This is a genomic window from Pseudomonas sp. MD195_PC81_125, from assembly GCF_014060985.1.
Taxonomy (GTDB): Bacteria; Pseudomonadota; Gammaproteobacteria; order Pseudomonadales; family Pseudomonadaceae; genus Aquipseudomonas; species Aquipseudomonas parakoreensis.
Window position 1 is genome coordinate 24,958 of the sequence record NZ_JABULD010000222.1, and the last position, 16,770, is coordinate 41,727.

A 16,770-nucleotide genomic window follows, 5' to 3' on the forward strand; every position below is an offset into this window, starting at 1 on the left:
AATGCTTAGCGAGTGGTTACTTCAGTAGCTGCGAAGAAGTACGAGATTTCGCGAGCAGCAGCGGCTTCGGAGTCCGAACCGTGAACGGCGTTGGCGTCGATCGACTCGGCGAAGTCAGCACGGATGGTGCCGGCAGCAGCTTCTTTAGGGTTGGTAGCGCCCATCAGCTCACGGTTGCGAGCGATAGCGTTTTCGCCTTCCAGAACCTGAACAACCACTGGACCGGAGATCATGAAAGCAACCAGGTCACCGAAGAAACCGCGCTCTTTGTGCTCAGCGTAGAAGCCTTCAGCTTCGGCTTTGGACAGCTGCTTCATTTTCGAAGCAACCACTTTCAGACCAGCCTTTTCGAAACGGGTAACGATTTCGCCGGCAGCGCCTTTAGCAACGGCGTCAGGCTTGATGATGGAGAAAGTACGTTGAACAGCCATGGTGTAACTCCAGAAACAGTAATTTGCGAAAAATTAAACCCGCGAATTATACGCGGGTTCTTGGGTATTGCCTAACCTGCGGGGAGGATCAGTCCAATTCTGCGGCCCAGAGCTCCTGAACCGCCTCGAGCACCTTCTCGCCGACCCGACCAGAAGTGCTGTCGAAATCCGGCAGCTCAAGAATCATCTGCTGCAGACGGACAAAACCTACAGAATACGGATCGAGCCCCTCGTGGGCCTCGGCCAGCTCTTCTGCAATACGTTGAACATCATTCCAACCGTAGCTCATGACAGTCTTACCAGTCAGTGCGGCGCTTCGGCCGCATGGTTAAGCGAATATTTTGGAATCTCGACGGTGAGATCTTCTTCACCGACGATCGCCTGACAGGCCAGGCGCGATTGCGCTTCCAGACCCCAGGCACGATCAAGGAAGTCTTCTTCCAGTTCGTCGGCCTCTTCCAGCGAGTCGAAACCCTCGCGAATGATGCAGTGGCAAGTGGTGCAGGCGCAAACGCCGCCGCAGGCACTTTCCATCTCGATGTGGTGTTCGTGAGCCAGCTCGAGAATCGAAGTGCCAGGCTCGGCCTCGACGACCATCCCTTCAGGGCAGAACTTCTCGTGGGGCAGAAAAATGACCTGCGGCATCAGATATCCTCGATTTCATTCAGGTTGCGCCCCGACAGAGCGGCTTTCACCGTCAGATCCATGCGGCGGGCAGCAAAAGCATCGGTCACTTGCGACAGACGCTTGGTCTGCTGCTCGATGGCGTAACCATCGGTGCCTTTCATCAGTTCGGCCAGTTCCTGCATTTGCAACTCGATGACCATGCGCTCTTCGGCGTCGAGCAAGCGCTCGCCATCGGCCTCCAGAGCGCCCTGCACCGCCTCGATCAGACGCTGGGCATCAACTTGCTGCTCGCGCAGGACGCGGGGCGACCTTGTCGTCGTTGGCGTGCTGGAACGAGTCCTTGAGCATCTTGGCGATTTCACCGTCGGTCAGGCCGTAGGACGGCTTGACCTGAATGCTCGCCTCAACGCCCGAACCCAGTTCACGGGCAGACACGCTGAGCAGACCGTCGGCATCGACCTGGAAGGTCACGCGAATCTTCGCCGCGCCAGCCACCATCGCCGGAATGCCGCGCAGTTCGAAGCGCGCCAGGGAGCGGCAGTCGCTGATCAGCTCGCGCTCACCCTGCAGCACATGGATCGCCATGGCCGACTGACCATCTTTATACGTGGTGAAATCCTGCGCGCGGGCCACCGGAATGGTGGTGTTGCGCGGAATCACCTTCTCCATCAGCCCGCCCATGGTTTCCAGCCCCAGGGACAGTGGAATCACGTCGAGCAGCAGCAGTTCGCCGCCATCGCGCTTGTTGCCAGCCAGCGTATCCGCCTGGATCGCGGCCCCGATGGCCACCACTTGATCCGGGTCGATTTCGGTCAATGGCTGACGACCGAAGGCTTCGGCAACCGCCTCGCGAACACGCGGCACACGGGTCGAACCGCCGACCATGACCACGGCATGCACGTCTTCCAGTTCGACACCGGAATCACGCACGGCGCGGCGGCAGGCTTTCAGACTGCGGGCAACCATTGGCTCGATCAGCGCATCGAAGGCTTCGCGGGTCAGCTGCGCTTTCCAGTCACCGTAGGCGACTTCGACGCTGGGCGCATCGGTCAGGGCCTCTTTGGCCGCGCAGGCGGTTTGCAGCAGATTGCGTTGCGCACCCGGGTCGAGATCGGCGGACAAGCGGGCGCTCTCGATGATCCAGCCAGCAATCGCGTGATCGAAGTCATCGCCGCCCAGCGCGCTGTCGCCGCCGGTGGCCAGCACTTCGAATACGCCGCCAGTCAGACGCAGAATCGAAATATCGAAGGTGCCGCCGCCCAGGTCATAGATTGCGACCAGACCTTCGGCGTGTTGATCCAGACCATACGCCACCGCGGCAGCAGTCGGCTCGTTGAGCAGGCGCAGCACGTTCAGACCGGCGAGTTTCGCCGCATCCTTGGTGGCCTGACGCTGAGCATCATCGAAATACGCCGGAACAGTAATCACCGCACCGACCAGTTCGCCACCCAGGGTCGCTTCAGCACGCTGACGCAGCACCTTGAGGATGTCGGCGGAGACTTCGACCGGGCTTTTCGGGCCTTGCACGGTGTCGATGAACGGCATGTGCGATTCGCCACCGACAAAGCGGTACGGCAGTTGCTCGCCCAATTGCTTGACGTCGGACAGACCACGGCCCATCAGGCGCTTGACCGACAGTACAGTGTTCAAGGGATCGGAGGACGCGGCCAGCTTGGCCGACTCGCCAACCTCGACGCGGTCGGCGTGATAACGCACGGCGGACGGCAGGATGACCTGCCCGTCAGCGTCGGCCAGTGGTTCGGAAAGACCACTGCGCAACGCAGCGACCAGCGAATTGGTAGTGCCCAAGTCGATCCCCACAGCCAGACGACGCTGGTGCGGTTGAGGACTTTGGCCGGGTTCGGCGATCTGCAGTAGGGCCATCGTGATCAGGACTTATCTGTATATCAGGCGTGCGACCGGAGCGGCACTGGGTTAATCGTCGAGGCGCTCTTCTAACTGGCGCACTTCGTAGGTGAGCTTGTCGAGGAACTGCATGCGCCGCATCAGGCGTTCGGCCTGCTCGCGCTGCGCTGCATCGTCCCAACAAGCTGCGAAGCTTTCGTTCAACTGTTCCTGAGCGACTTTCAAGCGACGCTTGAATACCGCGACACCGTCGAGGTCAGCGCTGTCCTGGAGGTCTTCGAGCTCTTCGCGCCACTGCATCTGCTGCAAGAGAAACTCGGGATCATGCACCGTGACTTCCATCGGCACTTCATGCCCGCTGATGGTCAGCAGGTAGCGTGCGCGCTGGGCAGGACTCTTGAGCGTCTGGTAGGCATCGTTGAGCCGCGCAGACTGCTCGAGCGCCGACCGCTGCTCGCGCTCGGAAGCGTCGGCAAAGCGGTCAGGATGAACACCGCGCGCCAACTCACGATAGCGCGTGGCCAACTGCTCGAGATCCAGGCGGAAGCTCGGTTGCAGCTCGAATAAAGCGAAATGACAAGGAATACCCACGACAAGCCTCAGATGTTGAAGCTTTCGCCGCAGCCACATTCACCGCGGACGTTGGGGTTGTTGAACTTGAAGCCTTCGTTCAACCCTTCCTTGACGAAATCGAGCTCGGTGCCGTCCAGGTAAGCCAGGCTTTTCGGGTCGATGATCACTTTCTCGCCGTGACTTTCGAACACCTGATCCTCGGCAACCACCTCGTCGACAAACTCCAGCACGTAGGCAAGGCCGGAACAGCCTGTGGTGCGAACACCCAGACGAATCCCTTCACCTTTGCCGCGCCCGTCGAGGGAGCGTCGCACGTGTCGAGCAGCCGCTTCTGTCATGCTGATAGCCATCGTTGACTCCTTACTCGTCGCGCAATGCTTAGATCAAGCCTTTCTTCTGCTTGTAGTCGCGAACAGCTGCTTTGATAGCGTCTTCAGCGAGTACCGAGCAGTGGATTTTCACTGGCGGCAGGGCCAGTTCTTCAGCCAGCTGAGTGTTCTTGATGGTCTCGGCTTCGTCCAGCGTCTTGCCCTTCATCCACTCGGTGGCCAGGGAGCTGGAAGCGATTGCCGAACCGCAGCCGTAGGTCTTGAACTTGGCGTCTTCGATAACGCCCTGATCGTTGACCTTGATCTGCAGACGCATCACGTCGCCGCACGCCGGAGCGCCAACCATGCCGGTGCCGACATCCGGATCTTCCGCGTTCATCTTGCCGACGTTGCGCGGGTTTTCGTAGTGGTCGATGACCTTTTCGCTGTAAGCCATGATGCTTAATCCTCACTCATCAGAGAGTCGCTCTTTAAACCCTGCAACCTTGGGTCGCAGGGTCGGTTCGCGGCGACTTGAAATCAGTGTGCCGCCCACTCGATTTTCGAAATGTCGACACCGTCTTTGTACATATCCCACAGCGGCGACAGGGCGCGCAGCTTGGTAACGGCCTCGCAGACCTTCTGCGCGGCGTAGTCGATTTCTTCTTCGGTGGTGAAACGGCCGAAGGTGAAACGGATCGAGCTGTGTGCCAGTTCGTCGTTGCGGCCCAGGGCGCGCAGTACGTACGAAGGCTCCAGCGACGCCGAGGTGCAGGCCGAACCGGACGATACCGCCAGATCCTTGAGCGCCATGATCAGCGACTCGCCTTCAACGTAGTTGAAGCTCAGGTTCAGGTTGTGCGGAACGCGGGCGGTCAGGCTGCCGTTGACGTACAGCTCTTCCAGATGCTCGACCTGCTTGTAGAAGCGGTCGCTCAGGGCTTTGATGCGCACGTTTTCGGCAGCCATGTCTTCCTTGGCTACACGGAACGCTTCGCCCATGCCGACGATCTGGTGCGTCGCCAGGGTGCCGGAACGCATGCCACGCTCGTGACCACCGCCGTGCATGGTCGCTTCGATGCGCACACGCGGCTTGCGGCTGACGTACAACGCGCCGATGCCTTTAGGGCCGTAGGTTTTGTGGGCGGAGAACGACATCATGTCGACTTTCAGCTTCTGCAGGTCGATCTCGACCTTGCCGGTGGACTGAGCCGCGTCGACGTGGAACAGGACGCCCTTCGAACGAAGCAGCTCGCCAATGGCAGCGATGTCGTTGATGGTGCCGATTTCGTTGTTCACATGCATCACCGACACCAGAATGGTGTCCTCGCGCAGTGCCGCTTCGATCATCGCCGGAGTGATCAGGCCGTCTTCGGTCGGCTCGAGGTAGGTCACTTCGAAACCTTCACGCTCCAGTTGGCGCATGGTGTCGAGGACAGCCTTGTGCTCGATCTTGCTGGTGATCAGGTGCTTGCCTTTGGAAGCGTAGAAATGTGCCGCACCCTTGATAGCCAGGTTGTCGGACTCGGTAGCGCCCGAGGTCCAGACGATTTCACGCGGGTCGGCATTGACCAGATCGGCCACCTGACGACGAGCGTTTTCGACGGACTCTTCAGCTTTCCAGCCGAACACGTGGGAACGGGACGCCGGGTTACCGAAGTTTCCGTCGACCAGCAGGCATTCACTCATCTTTTGCGCAACGCGCGGGTCGACCGGGGTGGTCGCAGAGTAATCAAGGTAAATCGGCAATTTCATGGACTATCTCCTAAATCAGGGCTGGCGTTCCGCTAGCTCTTCGGCTGTCATTCGACGGCGGACGCTTCAATCTTGTCCAGGCGTGGCGCCTTGCTGTTGCAACGGCGCTGGTCCTGACGCTGGGCTACTTCTTGCACCTCACGGCGAGTTACAAGATCAGCCAAGCTGATACCACTTAGAAATTCGTGAATCTGCAGGCTCAGGTCGCACCACAGGTGATGGGTCAGGCAGGTGTCGCCGGAATGGCAATCGCCCTGGCCCTGGCACTTGGTAGCATCAACCGATTCGTTGACCGCATCGATCACCTGCGCCACCTGGATACCCTGCATGTCGCGCGACAGCTGGTAACCACCGCCAGGACCGCGAACACTGGAAACCAGGTTACTGCGGCGCAGCTTGGCGAAAAGCTGTTCGAGATAGGACAGGGAGATGCCTTGGCGCTCGGAGATATCGGCCAGGGACACCGGCCCGTGCTGCGCGTGCAACGCCAGGTCAAGCATGGCGGTCACGGCGTATCGGCCTTTTGTAGTCAGTCGCATGGACAATTACCACGGAGTTCGGAATGGGCGGGAGTATGCAATTCCCGAGCATTTAAGTCAACTATAAGACCTAGTGCTTTAGTCGGGTTTACCCGCAAAAGAGCGCGCGCATGATAGCAGGGTCTGCGGCTTAATGGCACACCGGTTGCCGCATGCCTGTGCAGGAGCTGTCGAAGGCTGCGATCTTTTGATTTTGCTGTTAATCAGATCAAAAGATCGCAGCTTTCGGCAGCTCCTGCATAGACGTGTCAGCCCGCTTTGGATTCGTCTTTGCCTTTGACGCAGGCAAAATCTTCTTCGCGCAGCTCGGGCAGATCTTTCGCACAGTAATTACTGCCCAGATCCTTCAGCGCGCCGCACATCCCCTCCAGCCGCCCGTCCACCGCCTGCAGGTGATCGAGCAACTGACCGATGGCACGCGCCACCGGGTCAGGCATGTCTTCGCTGACGCCATAGGCATCGAAACCGATCTTCTCGGCCATGGCTTTGCGCTTAGCGTCCTGTTCTTCATCAGACTTGACGATGATCCGGCCCGGAATCCCCACCACCGTGGCACCGGGTGGCACCTCTTTGGTCACGACGGCGTTGGAGCCGACTTTGGCACCCGCCCCCACCGTGAACGGCCCGAGCACTTTGGCGCCGGCACCTACGACAACGCCATCACCCAGCGTCGGGTGGCGCTTGCCCTTGTTCCAACTGGTGCCACCGAGGGTCACGCCCTGATAAATGGTCACGTCATCGCCGATCTCGGCGGTTTCACCGATAACGATGCCCATGCCGTGATCAATAAAGAAGCGCCGACCGACCTTGGCCCCCGGGTGAATTTCGATTCCGGTCAACCAGCGCCCGAAGTTCGACACCAGTCGCGCCAGCCATTTCAGCTCGTGGCGCCACAGCATCCCGGCCAGCCGATGAATCCAGATCGCATGCATGCCGGGGTAGCAGGTCAGGACTTCAAAAGCGTTACGCGCCGCCGGGTCTCGATGGAATACGCTCTGGATATCTTCACGCAAACGCTCAAACATCATTCAGTCCTTCCGCTTAAGAAGCTCACCACGGGCCGCTTTCTGGGTTTCCGTGAGGATGCCACGCAAAATATTCATTTCCGCCCGGCTGACCGAGCTGCGTCCGTACAACCGGCGCAGGCGCGCCATCAAGTGCCGCGGCTTTTCCGGATCAAGAAACTCGATGGCGACCAGCGTCTGCTCCAGATGCTCATAAAAGCGCTCCAGCTCATCCATCGTCGCAAGCTCGGCACTTTTCACCGAGGCCACTTCTTCTTTCTCGATCTTGGTCGGCTGCCCTTGAGCGGCCAGCCAGGCCATGCGCACTTCATAGCTCAACACCTGCACCGCCGCCCCGAGGTTCAACGAACTGAACTCAGGATCGGAGGGGATGTGCACGTGAAAGTGACATCGCTGCAACTCTTCGTTGGTCAGGCCGGAGTCCTCACGACCGAACACCAGCGCGATCTCCGCGCCCTGCCCGGCCTCCTCGACCACTTTGCTCCCGCATTCGCGGGGATCGAGCAGCGGCCAGGGAATGCGCCGGTCACGGGCGCTGGTGCCGAGCACCAGATTGCAGCCGACCAGAGCATCTTCCAAGGTGGCGACGACCTGTGCGTTTTCAAGAATGTCACCGGCACCGGAAGCACGGGCATCGGCTTCGTGGTGCGGAAACAGGCGCGGCTCGACCAGCACCAAGCGCGACAGACCCATGTTTTTCATGGCGCGCGCGGCCCCGCCGATGTTGCCGGGGTGGCTGGTATTGACCAGGACGACACGAATGTTCTGCAGCAAGGGAGGCGCTCTCGGACACAGGAAAGGGGTGCAAATCTTACAGAACAGCCTACCGTTAAGCTATGAAAGCGAACAGCGACCTTCACCTGAAGAAAAGTTCTGATAGAATGCGCGGCTTTCTTTAACAACCTTAGGTGACACATCCATGCAGCCCATGCTGAATATCGCGCTGCGCGCCGCCCGCAGCGCCAGTGAACTGATCTTCCGCTCCATCGAGCGCCTGGATACCATCAAGGTCGACGAAAAAGACGCCAAGGATTATGTATCCGAGGTCGATCGCGCCGCCGAACAGAAAATCATCGATGCGCTGCGCAAGGCTTACCCGAATCACTCGATCCAGGGTGAAGAGACCGGCATGCACGTCGGTAACGGCATCGAAGGCGAAGAGTACCTGTGGATCATCGATCCGCTGGACGGCACCACCAACTTCCTGCGCGGCATTCCTCACTTTGCGGTCAGCATTGCCTGCAAATACCGTGGCCGCCTGGAACACGCAGTGGTTCTGGATCCGGTACGCCAGGAAGAATTCACCGCCAGCCGTGGTCGCGGCGCTCAGCTGAATGGTCGCCGCCTGCGCGTCAGCGGTCGCACCAGCCTCGAAGGCGCCCTGCTGGGTACCGGCTTCCCGTTCCGTGACGACCAGATGGACAACCTCGACAACTACCTGGGCATGTTCCGCGCCCTGGTTGGCCAGACTGCCGGCATCCGCCGCGCCGGTTCCGCCAGCCTGGACCTGGCCTATGTGGCTGCCGGTCGCTTCGACGCGTTCTGGGAATCGGGCCTGTCCGAGTGGGACATGGCGGCTGGCGCCCTGTTGATCCAGGAAGCAGGCGGCTTGGTGAGCGACTTCACCGGCGGTCACGACTTCCTTGAAAAAGGCCATATCGTTGCCGGCAACACCAAATGCTTCAAGGCCGTGCTGACGGCCATCCAGCCGCACCTGCCGGCTTCGCTGAAGCGCTAAGCTTCCCGCGAAACGAAAAAGCACCCTTCGGGGTGCTTTTTTTTGTGCCTGCGACTTCAGCCTCCACTCGAATCCACTGTGGGAGCGAGCTTGCTCGCGAAGGCGGCGGGTCAGCCAACATCAATTCTGGATGGCAGATCGCATTCGCGAGCAGGCTCACTCCCACAAGGGGCACGGCGAGGCCAAAAATTGCGAGCACACAAAAAAGCACCCCGCAGGGTGCTTCTTGTTAAACAGTCAGTGCTTACTGACCCGGCTGATTCTGCGACAGAATCAACTTGCCTTCCTTGTCGACCGGAATCTGGTTGCCCGGATCACGATCCATCCGCACTTTGCCTTCCTTGCCATCCAGCGAATAACGCACGTCGTAACCGACAACCTTGTCGCTGATGTCATTCACCGTATTACAGCGAGTCTGGGTGGTGGTGTAGGTGTCACGGTTCTGCATGCCTTCCTGCACCTTGTTACCGGCATAACCACCACCGACCGCGCCAGCAACCGTCGCAATCTTCTTGCCGGTACCGCCGCCGATCTGGTTACCCAGCAAACCACCCGCTACCGCACCAATCGCGGTACCGAGGATCTGGTGTTGATCCTTGACCGGCGCCTGGCGGGTTACAGCAACATCCTTGCACACTTCACGTGGAGTCTTGATCTGTGTTTTGACCGGTTCTACGGCCAGCACTTGCGCATACTCAGGGCCGCTTTTAACCAGGCTGTAGGTGGCAACAGCACCCCCGGCAGTCACACCGACAGCACCCAATACCGCACCAACCAGCAACGACTTGTTCACATGAACCTCCTGACCATCACATGCGGGACGCGCCCGCGCTTCTCCCAGCCTTGGAGCATAAAAAAAAGGCGCGAGTTCAACTCGCGCCTTTTCTGGGCTGACAGCCGGAGAAAGGATGGCCGTTATGGACGGTCGTCGACTTCCTTCTCGGTGTTGGCCGGAGGAATCAGATCCTCGGTGCTCAGGTTCAGCCAGATCAGCACCACGTTCGCGATATAGATCGACGAGTAGGTACCCGCCAGCACACCGATGAACAGGGCGATGGAGAAGCCGAACAGGTTGTCGCCGCCGAAGAACAGCAGCGCAGCGATCGCCAGCAAGGTGGAGATCGACGTCGCCATGGTCCGCAGCAGGGTCTGAGTGGTCGAGATGTTGATGTTCTCGATCAGCGAAGCCTTGCGCAGCACACGGAAGTTCTCGCGAACCCGGTCGAATACCACAATGGTGTCGTTCAGCGAGTAGCCGATGATCGCCAGTACCGCCGCCAGCACCGTCAGGTCGAAGGTGATCTGGAAAAACGACAGGATACCGATGGTCACGATCACGTCGTGGATCAGCGAAACGATGGCGCCGACCGCGAATTTCCACTGAAAGCGGAAAGCCAGGTAGATCAGGATGCCACCGAGCGCCAGCAGCATGCCGAGGCCGCCCTGGTCACGCAGTTCTTCACCGACCTGCGGGCCGACGAACTCGACGCGCTTGACCGTCGCCGGGTTGTCGCCGCCGACTTTCTGCAACGCGTCTGCTACCTGATGGCCCAGCTGCGGGTCTTCACCCGGCATGCGCACCAGCAGGTCGGTGGTCGCACCGAAGTTCTGCACGATGGCTTCGTGGTAACCCGAAGTCGCCAACTGCTCACGCACTTTGGTGACGTCAGCCGGACGCTCGTAGGTCAGCTCGATGAGCGTACCGCCGGTGAAGTCCAGGCCCCAGTTCATGCCCTTGTGGAAGACGCTGAAAATAGCCAGCAACGTGAGAAACACTGTGACGCCGAACGCGAAGTTGCGAACGCCCATGAAGTTGATTGTACGTAACATGGCAGCCCCTTAAATCCACAACTTCTTGAAGTCACGTCCGCCGAAGATCAGGTTGACCATTGCGCGGGTCACCATGATGGCCGTGAACATCGAGGTAAAGATCCCGAGGGACATGGTCACTGCGAAGCCCTTCACCGGGCCGGTGCCCATGGCGAAGAGGATGCCGCCGACCAGCAGAGTGGTCAGGTTGGCGTCGAGAATCGCAGTGAATGCCCGGCCGAAGCCTTCGTTGATTGCACGCTGCACGGTCATGCCGGCGGCGATCTCTTCACGGATCCGCGAGAAGATCAGTACGTTGGCGTCGACCGCCATACCCATGGTCAACACGATACCGGCGATACCCGGCAGGGTCAGTGTTGCCCCCAGCAGCGACATCAAGGCCAGCAGCAGCACCATGTTCACCGCCAGCGCAACGGTGGCGATCAGGCCGAAGAAGCGGTAGATGGCGATGATGAACAGCGAGACGAACAGCATGCCCCACAGCGACGCATCGATACCCTTGGTGATGTTGTCAGCACCCAGGCTTGGACCGATTGTGCGCTCTTCCGCGAAGTACATCGGAGCGGCCAGACCACCGGCACGCAGCAGCAGCGCCAGTTCGGACGATTCACCCTGGCCGTTCAGGCCAGTGATACGGAACTGCGCACCCAGCGGCGACTGAATGGTCGCCAGACTGATGATCTTCTTCTCTTCCTTGAAGGTCTGAACCGGCACGTCTTTCTCGACGCCGTCCACAACCTGCTTGGTGTAAGTGGTCACCGGACGCTGCTCGATGAAGATCACCGCCATGCTGCGGCCGACGTTCGAACGGGTCGCGCGGCTCATCAGCTCGCCACCGTGACCGTCCAGACGAATGTTCACTTCAGGCGTGCCGTGCTCGCCGAAACCGGCCTTGGCGTCGGTCACCTGGTCACCGGTGATGATCAGGCCACGCTCGATCTGCGCAGGAGGACGCTTGCCTTCACGGAACTCGAAGGTCTCGGAGGTGGCTTTCGAAGCACCCGGCTCTGCAGCCAGACGGAACTCAAGGTTGGCCGTCTTGCCGAGAATACGCTTGGCTTCGGCAGTGTCCTGCACGCCCGGCAGCTCAACCACGATGCGGTTGGCGCCCTGACGCTGAACGATCGGTTCGGCAACACCCAGCTCGTTGACGCGGTTACGTACCGTGGTCAAGTTCTGCTTGATGGAGTATTCACGGATTTCCGCCAGCTTGGCCGGGGTCATCGCCAGACGCAGCACCGGTTGACCGTTGAGGTCGGCCGGAACAATGTCGAAATCGTTGAAGTTCTTGCGGATCAGCGCACGGGCCTGTTCGCGGGAGTCAGCATCGCTGAAGCCCAACTGAATGGCGCCGCCCAGTTGCGGCAGGCTGCGATAGCGCAGTTTTTCTTTGCGCAGCAGGCTCTTGACGTCGCCTTCGTAGACTTTCAGGCGGGCGTCGAGGGCTTTGTCCATGTCCACTTCCAGCAGGAAGTGCACACCACCGGACAGGTCCAGACCCAACTTCATCGGGTGCGCGCCGAGGTTGCGCAGCCATTGCGGGGTGGTTTGTGCCAGGTTCAATGCGACGACGTAGTCATCACCCAATGCCTTGCGCACAACGTCCTTGGCCGGCAGCTGGTCTTCAGCCTTCGTCAGACGGATCAGACCGCCCTTGCCGTTGGCCGCCAGCGAGGCCGCCTTGACGTTGATCCCGGATTCACGCAGCGCGGTGCTGACGCGATCCAGATCGGCCTGATTGACCTGCAGAGCCGTGCTGGCGCCGCTGATCTGAATGGCCGGGTCATCGGGGTATAGATTGGGAGCGGAATAAATCAGACCGATCGCCAGCACCGCCAGGATCAGAATGTATTTCCACAGAGGATATTTGTTCAGCATCACGCCGCCCGTTATGAACGCGGGGCGCCTTGCGCGCCCCGTCGATTGAGTAGAAGTTGGAACCTTAGATCGCTTTCAGCGTGCCTTTTGGCAGCGTGGCGGCGATGGCGCCCTTCTGGAACTTCATTTCCACGGTGTCGGAAACTTCCAGAACCACGAAGTCATCGGCCACTTTGGTGATCTTGCCGGCGATGCCGCCGGTGGTGACCACTTCGTCGCCCTTCGCAAGGCTGCTCAGCAGGTTCTTCTGCTCTTTGGCGCGCTTGGCCTGTGGACGCCAGATCATCAGGTAGAAGATGACCAGGAAACCGACCAGGAAAATCCACTCGAAGCCGCCGCCCATAGGCGCAGCAGCCGGTGCAGCCGCGTCAGCCATGGCATTAGAGATAAAAAAGCTCATTTAGCACTCCAGTTGCAAATGTTGAATCTTGGGGTCAGAAAACTCAGTCCAAAGGCGGAACGGGGAGCCCGCGTTTGGCGTAGAAGGCATCGACAAAGGCGGCCAATGTACCCTGTTGAATAGCCTCGCGCAAACCAGCCATCAGCACCTGATAATGGCGCAAGTTATGGATGGTATTGAGCATGCTGCCGAGCATTTCGCCGCACTTGTCCAGGTGATGCAGATAAGCGCGGGGAGAAGTTCTGGCAGGTATAGCAATCGCAGGTCGGATCCAGCGGCGAATCATCATGGCGATGGAACGCGTTACGGATCTTCAGCACGCCTGTATCAATGAACAGATGCCCATTGCGGGCATTACGGGTTGGCATCACGCAATCGAACATGTCCACACCGCGGCGCACACCCTCAACCAGATCTTCCGGTTTGCCAACGCCCATAAGGTAACGAGGTTTGTCAGCGGGCATCATGCCCGGCAGATAATCCAGCACCTTGATCATCTCGTGCTTGGGCTCGCCCACCGACAGACCGCCGATGGCCAGGCCATCGAAGCCGATCTTGTCCAGACCTTCCAGCGAGCGCATGCGCAGATCCTGGTGCATGCCGCCCTGAACGATACCGAACAGCGCCGCGGTGTTGTCGCCATGCGCGTTTTTCGAGCGCTGGGCCCAACGCAGCGACAGCTCCATCGAAACGCGAGCAACGTCTTCGTCAGCCGGGTACGGCGTGCATTCGTCGAAGATCATCACGATGTCGGAACCGAGATCGCGCTGCACCTGCATCGATTCCTCGGGGCCCATGAACACTTTCGAGCCGTCGACCGGGGAAGCGAAGGTCACGCCCTCTTCCTTGATCTTGCGCATCGCGCCCAGGCTGAACACCTGGAAACCGCCGGAGTCGGTGAGGATCGGGCCTTTCCACTGCATGAAATCGTGCAGGTCGCCGTGCTCCTTGATCACCTCGGTGCCCGGGCGCAACCACAGGTGGAAGGTGTTGCCCAGAATGATTTCCGCGCCAGTGGCCACGATGTCACGCGGCAACATGCCCTTGACCGTGCCGTAGGTGCCAACCGGCATGAAGGCCGGGGTCTCGACGGTGCCACGCGGAAAGGTCAGCCGACCACGACGAGCCTTGCCATCAGTGGCAAGCAGTTCAAAGGACATGCGACATTCGCGACTCATTCTGTTTCCTCTGGGCCTGTGTGTTCAGGGGCAGTCGGGGCGGGATTACGGGTGATGAACATCGCATCACCGTAGCTGAAAAAGCGGTACCCGTTGTCGACGGCGGCTTTATAGGCGGCCATGGTTTCGGGATAACCGGCGAACGCCGAAACCAGCATCAACAGCGTCGATTCCGGCAAATGGAAGTTGGTGACCAGGGCATCGACCACATGGAACGGCCGGCCCGGGTAGATAAAGATGTCGGTGTCACCACTGAACGGCTTGAGCACGCCATCGCGCGCGGCGCTTTCCAGCGAACGCACGCTGGTGGTGCCCACGGCAATCACCCGTCCGCCACGCGCGCGGCACGCGGCAACGGCGTCGACCACGTCCTGGCCGACTTCCAGCCACTCGCTGTGCATGTGGTGATCTTCGATCTTGTCGACGCGTACCGGCTGGAACGTCCCCGCACCGACGTGCAGCGTGACGAACGCGGTCTCGACGCCTTTGGCGGCAATCGCCTCCATCAGCGGCTGATCGAAATGCAGCCCCGCCGTCGGCGCCGCCACCGCACCCAGACGCTGGGCGTACACGGTCTGATAGCGCTCGCGATCCGAACCTTCGTCCGGGCGGTCTATATAAGGAGGCAATGGCATGTGCCCGACGCGATCGAGCAGCGGCAGCACTTCTTCAGCGAAGCCCAACTCGAACAACGCATCGTGACGCGCGAGCATCTCGGCTTCGCCACCGCCGTCGATGAGGATCTTAGACCCCGGCTTCGGCGACTTGCTGGAGCGCACATGAGCCAGCACGCGATGCGAATCGAGCACGCGCTCGATGAGGATTTCCAGCTTGCCGCCCGAGGCTTTCTGCCCGAACAAACGCGCCGGAATCACCCGGGTATTGTTGAATACCATCAAATCGCCCGGGCGCAAATGCTCAAGCAAATCAGTGAATTGACGGTGTGCAAGGGCGCCGCTCGGCCCATCAAGGGTCAGCAGGCGACTACCGCGACGCTCGGCCAAAGGGTGGCGGGCGATCAGCGAATCAGGAAGCTCGAAGGTAAAGTCAGCAACGCGCATGATGGGGTTCGTCTAGCAGGGCCGGAAAGTCTAGCGGAATTATCAAAAATTGACCATGAAACGTGATTGACCAACGGTAATCACCTCTCTATACTTCGCCGCCATTGAGCCCTGATGGCGGAATTGGTAGACGCGGCGGATTCAAAATCCGTTTTCGAAAGGAGTGGGAGTTCGAGTCTCCCTCGGGGCACCACACAGCAGTATCTGAGAGTCTCTACCAGCCTCTCAGACCCAGAGAAACCGGCCACTTGGCCGGTTTTTTTGTGCCTGTCTGTCTACCCCTGTCTCCCCTTATCCGTTGTATCCCTGTATCCCTGCTTGTATCCTGAGAAAAATACCGAACTTTGGGATACATGGATGAAGCGCGCAGACATCAAGCGCCGCCCTCTCGCTGACACGACACTTGCGGGATTGGAGCCGGAATCAAAGGAATACAGGGAGCTGGATGGAAACGGCCTCTACTTCAGGGTTAAACCTGATGGTGGTAAATCCTGGCAGCTCCGCTACAAACGTCCGGCGGGCAATTGGGCTTGGATGGGGCTCGGGGGTTACCCGGAAGTAAGTGGTGCGTTGGCACGAGACAAAGCTGCGGAACTGCGCAAGGTAGTTAGCAGCGGGGCCGATCCTCTCGAACAAAAACGCTCTGCCAAAGCGGCAATTGATGCTGCCAAGACTCGTACCTTCCGAGCGGCTGCTGAAGCTTGGCTCAAGGCCAAGGAAGAAAAGGGACTCGCTCCTTCCACCCTTAACAAAATCCGCACTTATCTCGACAAAGACATACTCCCGGCGCTGGGAGATAAGCCCTTGGACGAAATCACTCGTACTGACTGTGCGGAGCTCCAAGCATCACTCGAAGCCCGGAACGCACACAACGTGGCGGAAAAGTGCCGCACTTGGATCAAACAGATATTCGGACGAGCCATCGGCTTAGGCCTCACGGAAAACGATCCTGGCAGCCGCCTCCGAGATATTGCAGCTCAAGCCCCAAAGACTCAGCAGCATCCTCATTTGCTGGAGCCAGAGTTGGCAGAGTTCCTCCAAGCACTCAAAAACACCCCCAGCAGGCTGACGGCCCGAACTGCTGCATGGCTCTGCATCTGGACCGCATCCAGACCGGGCATGGTTCGATTAGCTGAATGGAAAGAGTTTGACCTGGATAAAGAGATATGGACGACGCCTGCCGCCAAGATGAAGATGCGCCGAGACTTTGTGTGTCCACTCCCTAAGCAAGCGCTTTCCGCTCTCAAAGAACTTCATTGCCTCACAGGTCGTAGTCGCTGGCTGTTCCCTGGGGTGGGCGCTAAGAACCCAACGATTAGCGAAAACACCATCAACAAGGTCTTCGCGACTATTGGTTACAAGGGTCGATTGGTTGGTCATGGTACTCGTCACACCGCCAGCACTCTGCTCAGGGAACACGGCTGGCCGAAAGAGCACGTCGAAGCGCAGCTTGCTCACAAAGAAGAGGGAATATCGGGGGTCTACAACAAGGCTCAATACCTTGAGCATCGAGTGAAGATGATGCAGTGGTATGCAGATCACCTTGATGCGTTAGCAAGCG

General features: G+C 59.4%; 17 protein-coding genes, 1 tRNA gene and 2 pseudogenes. 3 read left to right on the forward strand and 17 right to left on the reverse strand.

The features are described from left to right. Positions 1-5 precede the first annotated feature (5 nt). From ndk to trmJ, 11 genes and pseudogenes are all read right to left on the reverse strand, one after another. Positions 6-431, reverse strand: coding sequence for a nucleoside-diphosphate kinase (gene ndk, locus HT737_RS09520; protein WP_003227894.1), 426 nt, complete (start codon positions 429-431; stop codon positions 6-8). 88 nt (positions 432-519) lie between these two features. Next, a complete protein-coding gene (iscX, locus tag HT737_RS09525) occupies positions 520-720 on the reverse strand; it encodes a Fe-S cluster assembly protein IscX (RefSeq protein WP_047296339.1) in 201 nt (66 codons plus the stop codon). Positions 721-734: 14 nt separating this feature from the next. After that, positions 735-1,076 (reverse strand): ISC system 2Fe-2S type ferredoxin, encoded by a 342-nt coding sequence (gene fdx, locus HT737_RS09530; RefSeq protein WP_041071821.1) that lies wholly within the window; start codon positions 1,074-1,076, stop codon positions 735-737. After that, positions 1,076-2,942, reverse strand: a pseudogene (hscA, locus tag HT737_RS09535) (Fe-S protein assembly chaperone HscA). The gene fdx and the pseudogene hscA overlap by 1 nt, the downstream one beginning before the upstream one ends. A gap of 51 nt (positions 2,943-2,993) precedes the next feature. Then, positions 2,994-3,515 (reverse strand): co-chaperone HscB, encoded by a 522-nt coding sequence (gene hscB / locus HT737_RS09540; RefSeq protein ID WP_003227901.1) that lies wholly within the window; start codon positions 3,513-3,515, stop codon positions 2,994-2,996. Positions 3,516-3,523: 8 nt separating this feature from the next. Then, entirely contained in the window at positions 3,524-3,847 is a 324-nt protein-coding gene (iscA, locus tag HT737_RS09545; RefSeq protein WP_003227904.1) for an iron-sulfur cluster assembly protein IscA, read from the reverse strand. Between the two features lie 28 nt (positions 3,848-3,875). Next, positions 3,876-4,262, reverse strand: a complete 387-nt coding sequence (iscU, locus tag HT737_RS09550) for a Fe-S cluster assembly scaffold IscU (RefSeq protein WP_003227907.1) — start codon at positions 4,260-4,262, stop codon at positions 3,876-3,878. An 83-nt stretch (positions 4,263-4,345) separates the two neighbouring features. Further along, entirely contained in the window at positions 4,346-5,560 is a 1,215-nt protein-coding gene (locus HT737_RS09555; RefSeq protein ID WP_041071812.1) for an IscS subfamily cysteine desulfurase, read from the reverse strand. Positions 5,561-5,607: 47 nt separating this feature from the next. Beyond that, entirely contained in the window at positions 5,608-6,099 is a 492-nt protein-coding gene (gene iscR / locus HT737_RS09560; protein ID WP_003227911.1) for a Fe-S cluster assembly transcriptional regulator IscR, read from the reverse strand. A gap of 248 nt (positions 6,100-6,347) precedes the next feature. After that, positions 6,348-7,124 (reverse strand): serine O-acetyltransferase, encoded by a 777-nt coding sequence (gene cysE, locus HT737_RS09565; protein WP_041071871.1) that lies wholly within the window; start codon positions 7,122-7,124, stop codon positions 6,348-6,350. 3 nt (positions 7,125-7,127) lie between these two features. After that, positions 7,128-7,898 (reverse strand): tRNA (cytosine(32)/uridine(32)-2'-O)-methyltransferase TrmJ, encoded by a 771-nt coding sequence (gene trmJ, locus HT737_RS09570; RefSeq protein ID WP_041071810.1) that lies wholly within the window; start codon positions 7,896-7,898, stop codon positions 7,128-7,130. Positions 7,899-8,043: 145 nt separating this feature from the next. Between trmJ and suhB the strand changes: the two genes are divergently transcribed. Then, positions 8,044-8,862, forward strand: coding sequence for an inositol-phosphate phosphatase (gene suhB, locus HT737_RS09575; RefSeq protein WP_007964419.1), 819 nt, complete (start codon positions 8,044-8,046; stop codon positions 8,860-8,862). A gap of 244 nt (positions 8,863-9,106) precedes the next feature. On the opposite strand, the gene HT737_RS09580 is transcribed toward suhB, so the two are convergent. From HT737_RS09580 to queA, 6 genes and pseudogenes are all read right to left on the reverse strand, one after another. Then, a complete protein-coding gene (locus HT737_RS09580; protein ID WP_041071808.1) occupies positions 9,107-9,655 on the reverse strand; it encodes a glycine zipper 2TM domain-containing protein in 549 nt (182 codons plus the stop codon). Positions 9,656-9,777: 122 nt separating this feature from the next. Then, positions 9,778-10,692 (reverse strand): protein translocase subunit SecF, encoded by a 915-nt coding sequence (secF, locus tag HT737_RS09585; RefSeq protein ID WP_041071806.1) that lies wholly within the window; start codon positions 10,690-10,692, stop codon positions 9,778-9,780. Positions 10,693-10,701: 9 nt separating this feature from the next. Further along, the gene (gene secD, locus HT737_RS09590) at positions 10,702-12,570 is read right to left on the reverse strand and encodes a protein translocase subunit SecD (RefSeq protein ID WP_041071804.1); all 1,869 of its coding nucleotides are present in this window, start codon (positions 12,568-12,570) and stop codon (positions 10,702-10,704) included. 64 nt (positions 12,571-12,634) lie between these two features. Next, positions 12,635-12,970: a preprotein translocase subunit YajC gene (gene yajC, locus HT737_RS09595; RefSeq protein ID WP_041071802.1), complete on the reverse strand. Its 336-nt coding sequence runs from the start codon at positions 12,968-12,970 to the stop codon at positions 12,635-12,637. Between the two features lie 43 nt (positions 12,971-13,013). Then, a pseudogene (gene tgt, locus HT737_RS09600) lies at positions 13,014-14,130 on the reverse strand (tRNA guanosine(34) transglycosylase Tgt). A gap of 14 nt (positions 14,131-14,144) precedes the next feature. Then, positions 14,145-15,209, reverse strand: coding sequence for a tRNA preQ1(34) S-adenosylmethionine ribosyltransferase-isomerase QueA (queA, locus tag HT737_RS09605; RefSeq protein WP_121187070.1), 1,065 nt, complete (start codon positions 15,207-15,209; stop codon positions 14,145-14,147). A gap of 108 nt (positions 15,210-15,317) precedes the next feature. Here queA and HT737_RS09610 point away from each other — a divergent pair. Both HT737_RS09610 and HT737_RS09615 read left to right on the forward strand, forming a co-directional pair. After that, positions 15,318-15,402: transfer RNA gene (locus HT737_RS09610), tRNA-Leu, on the forward strand. Positions 15,403-15,566: 164 nt separating this feature from the next. After that, positions 15,567-16,770: tyrosine-type recombinase/integrase (locus tag HT737_RS09615; protein ID WP_182402353.1), on the forward strand; the 1,204-nt coding region annotated here is incomplete at its 3' end.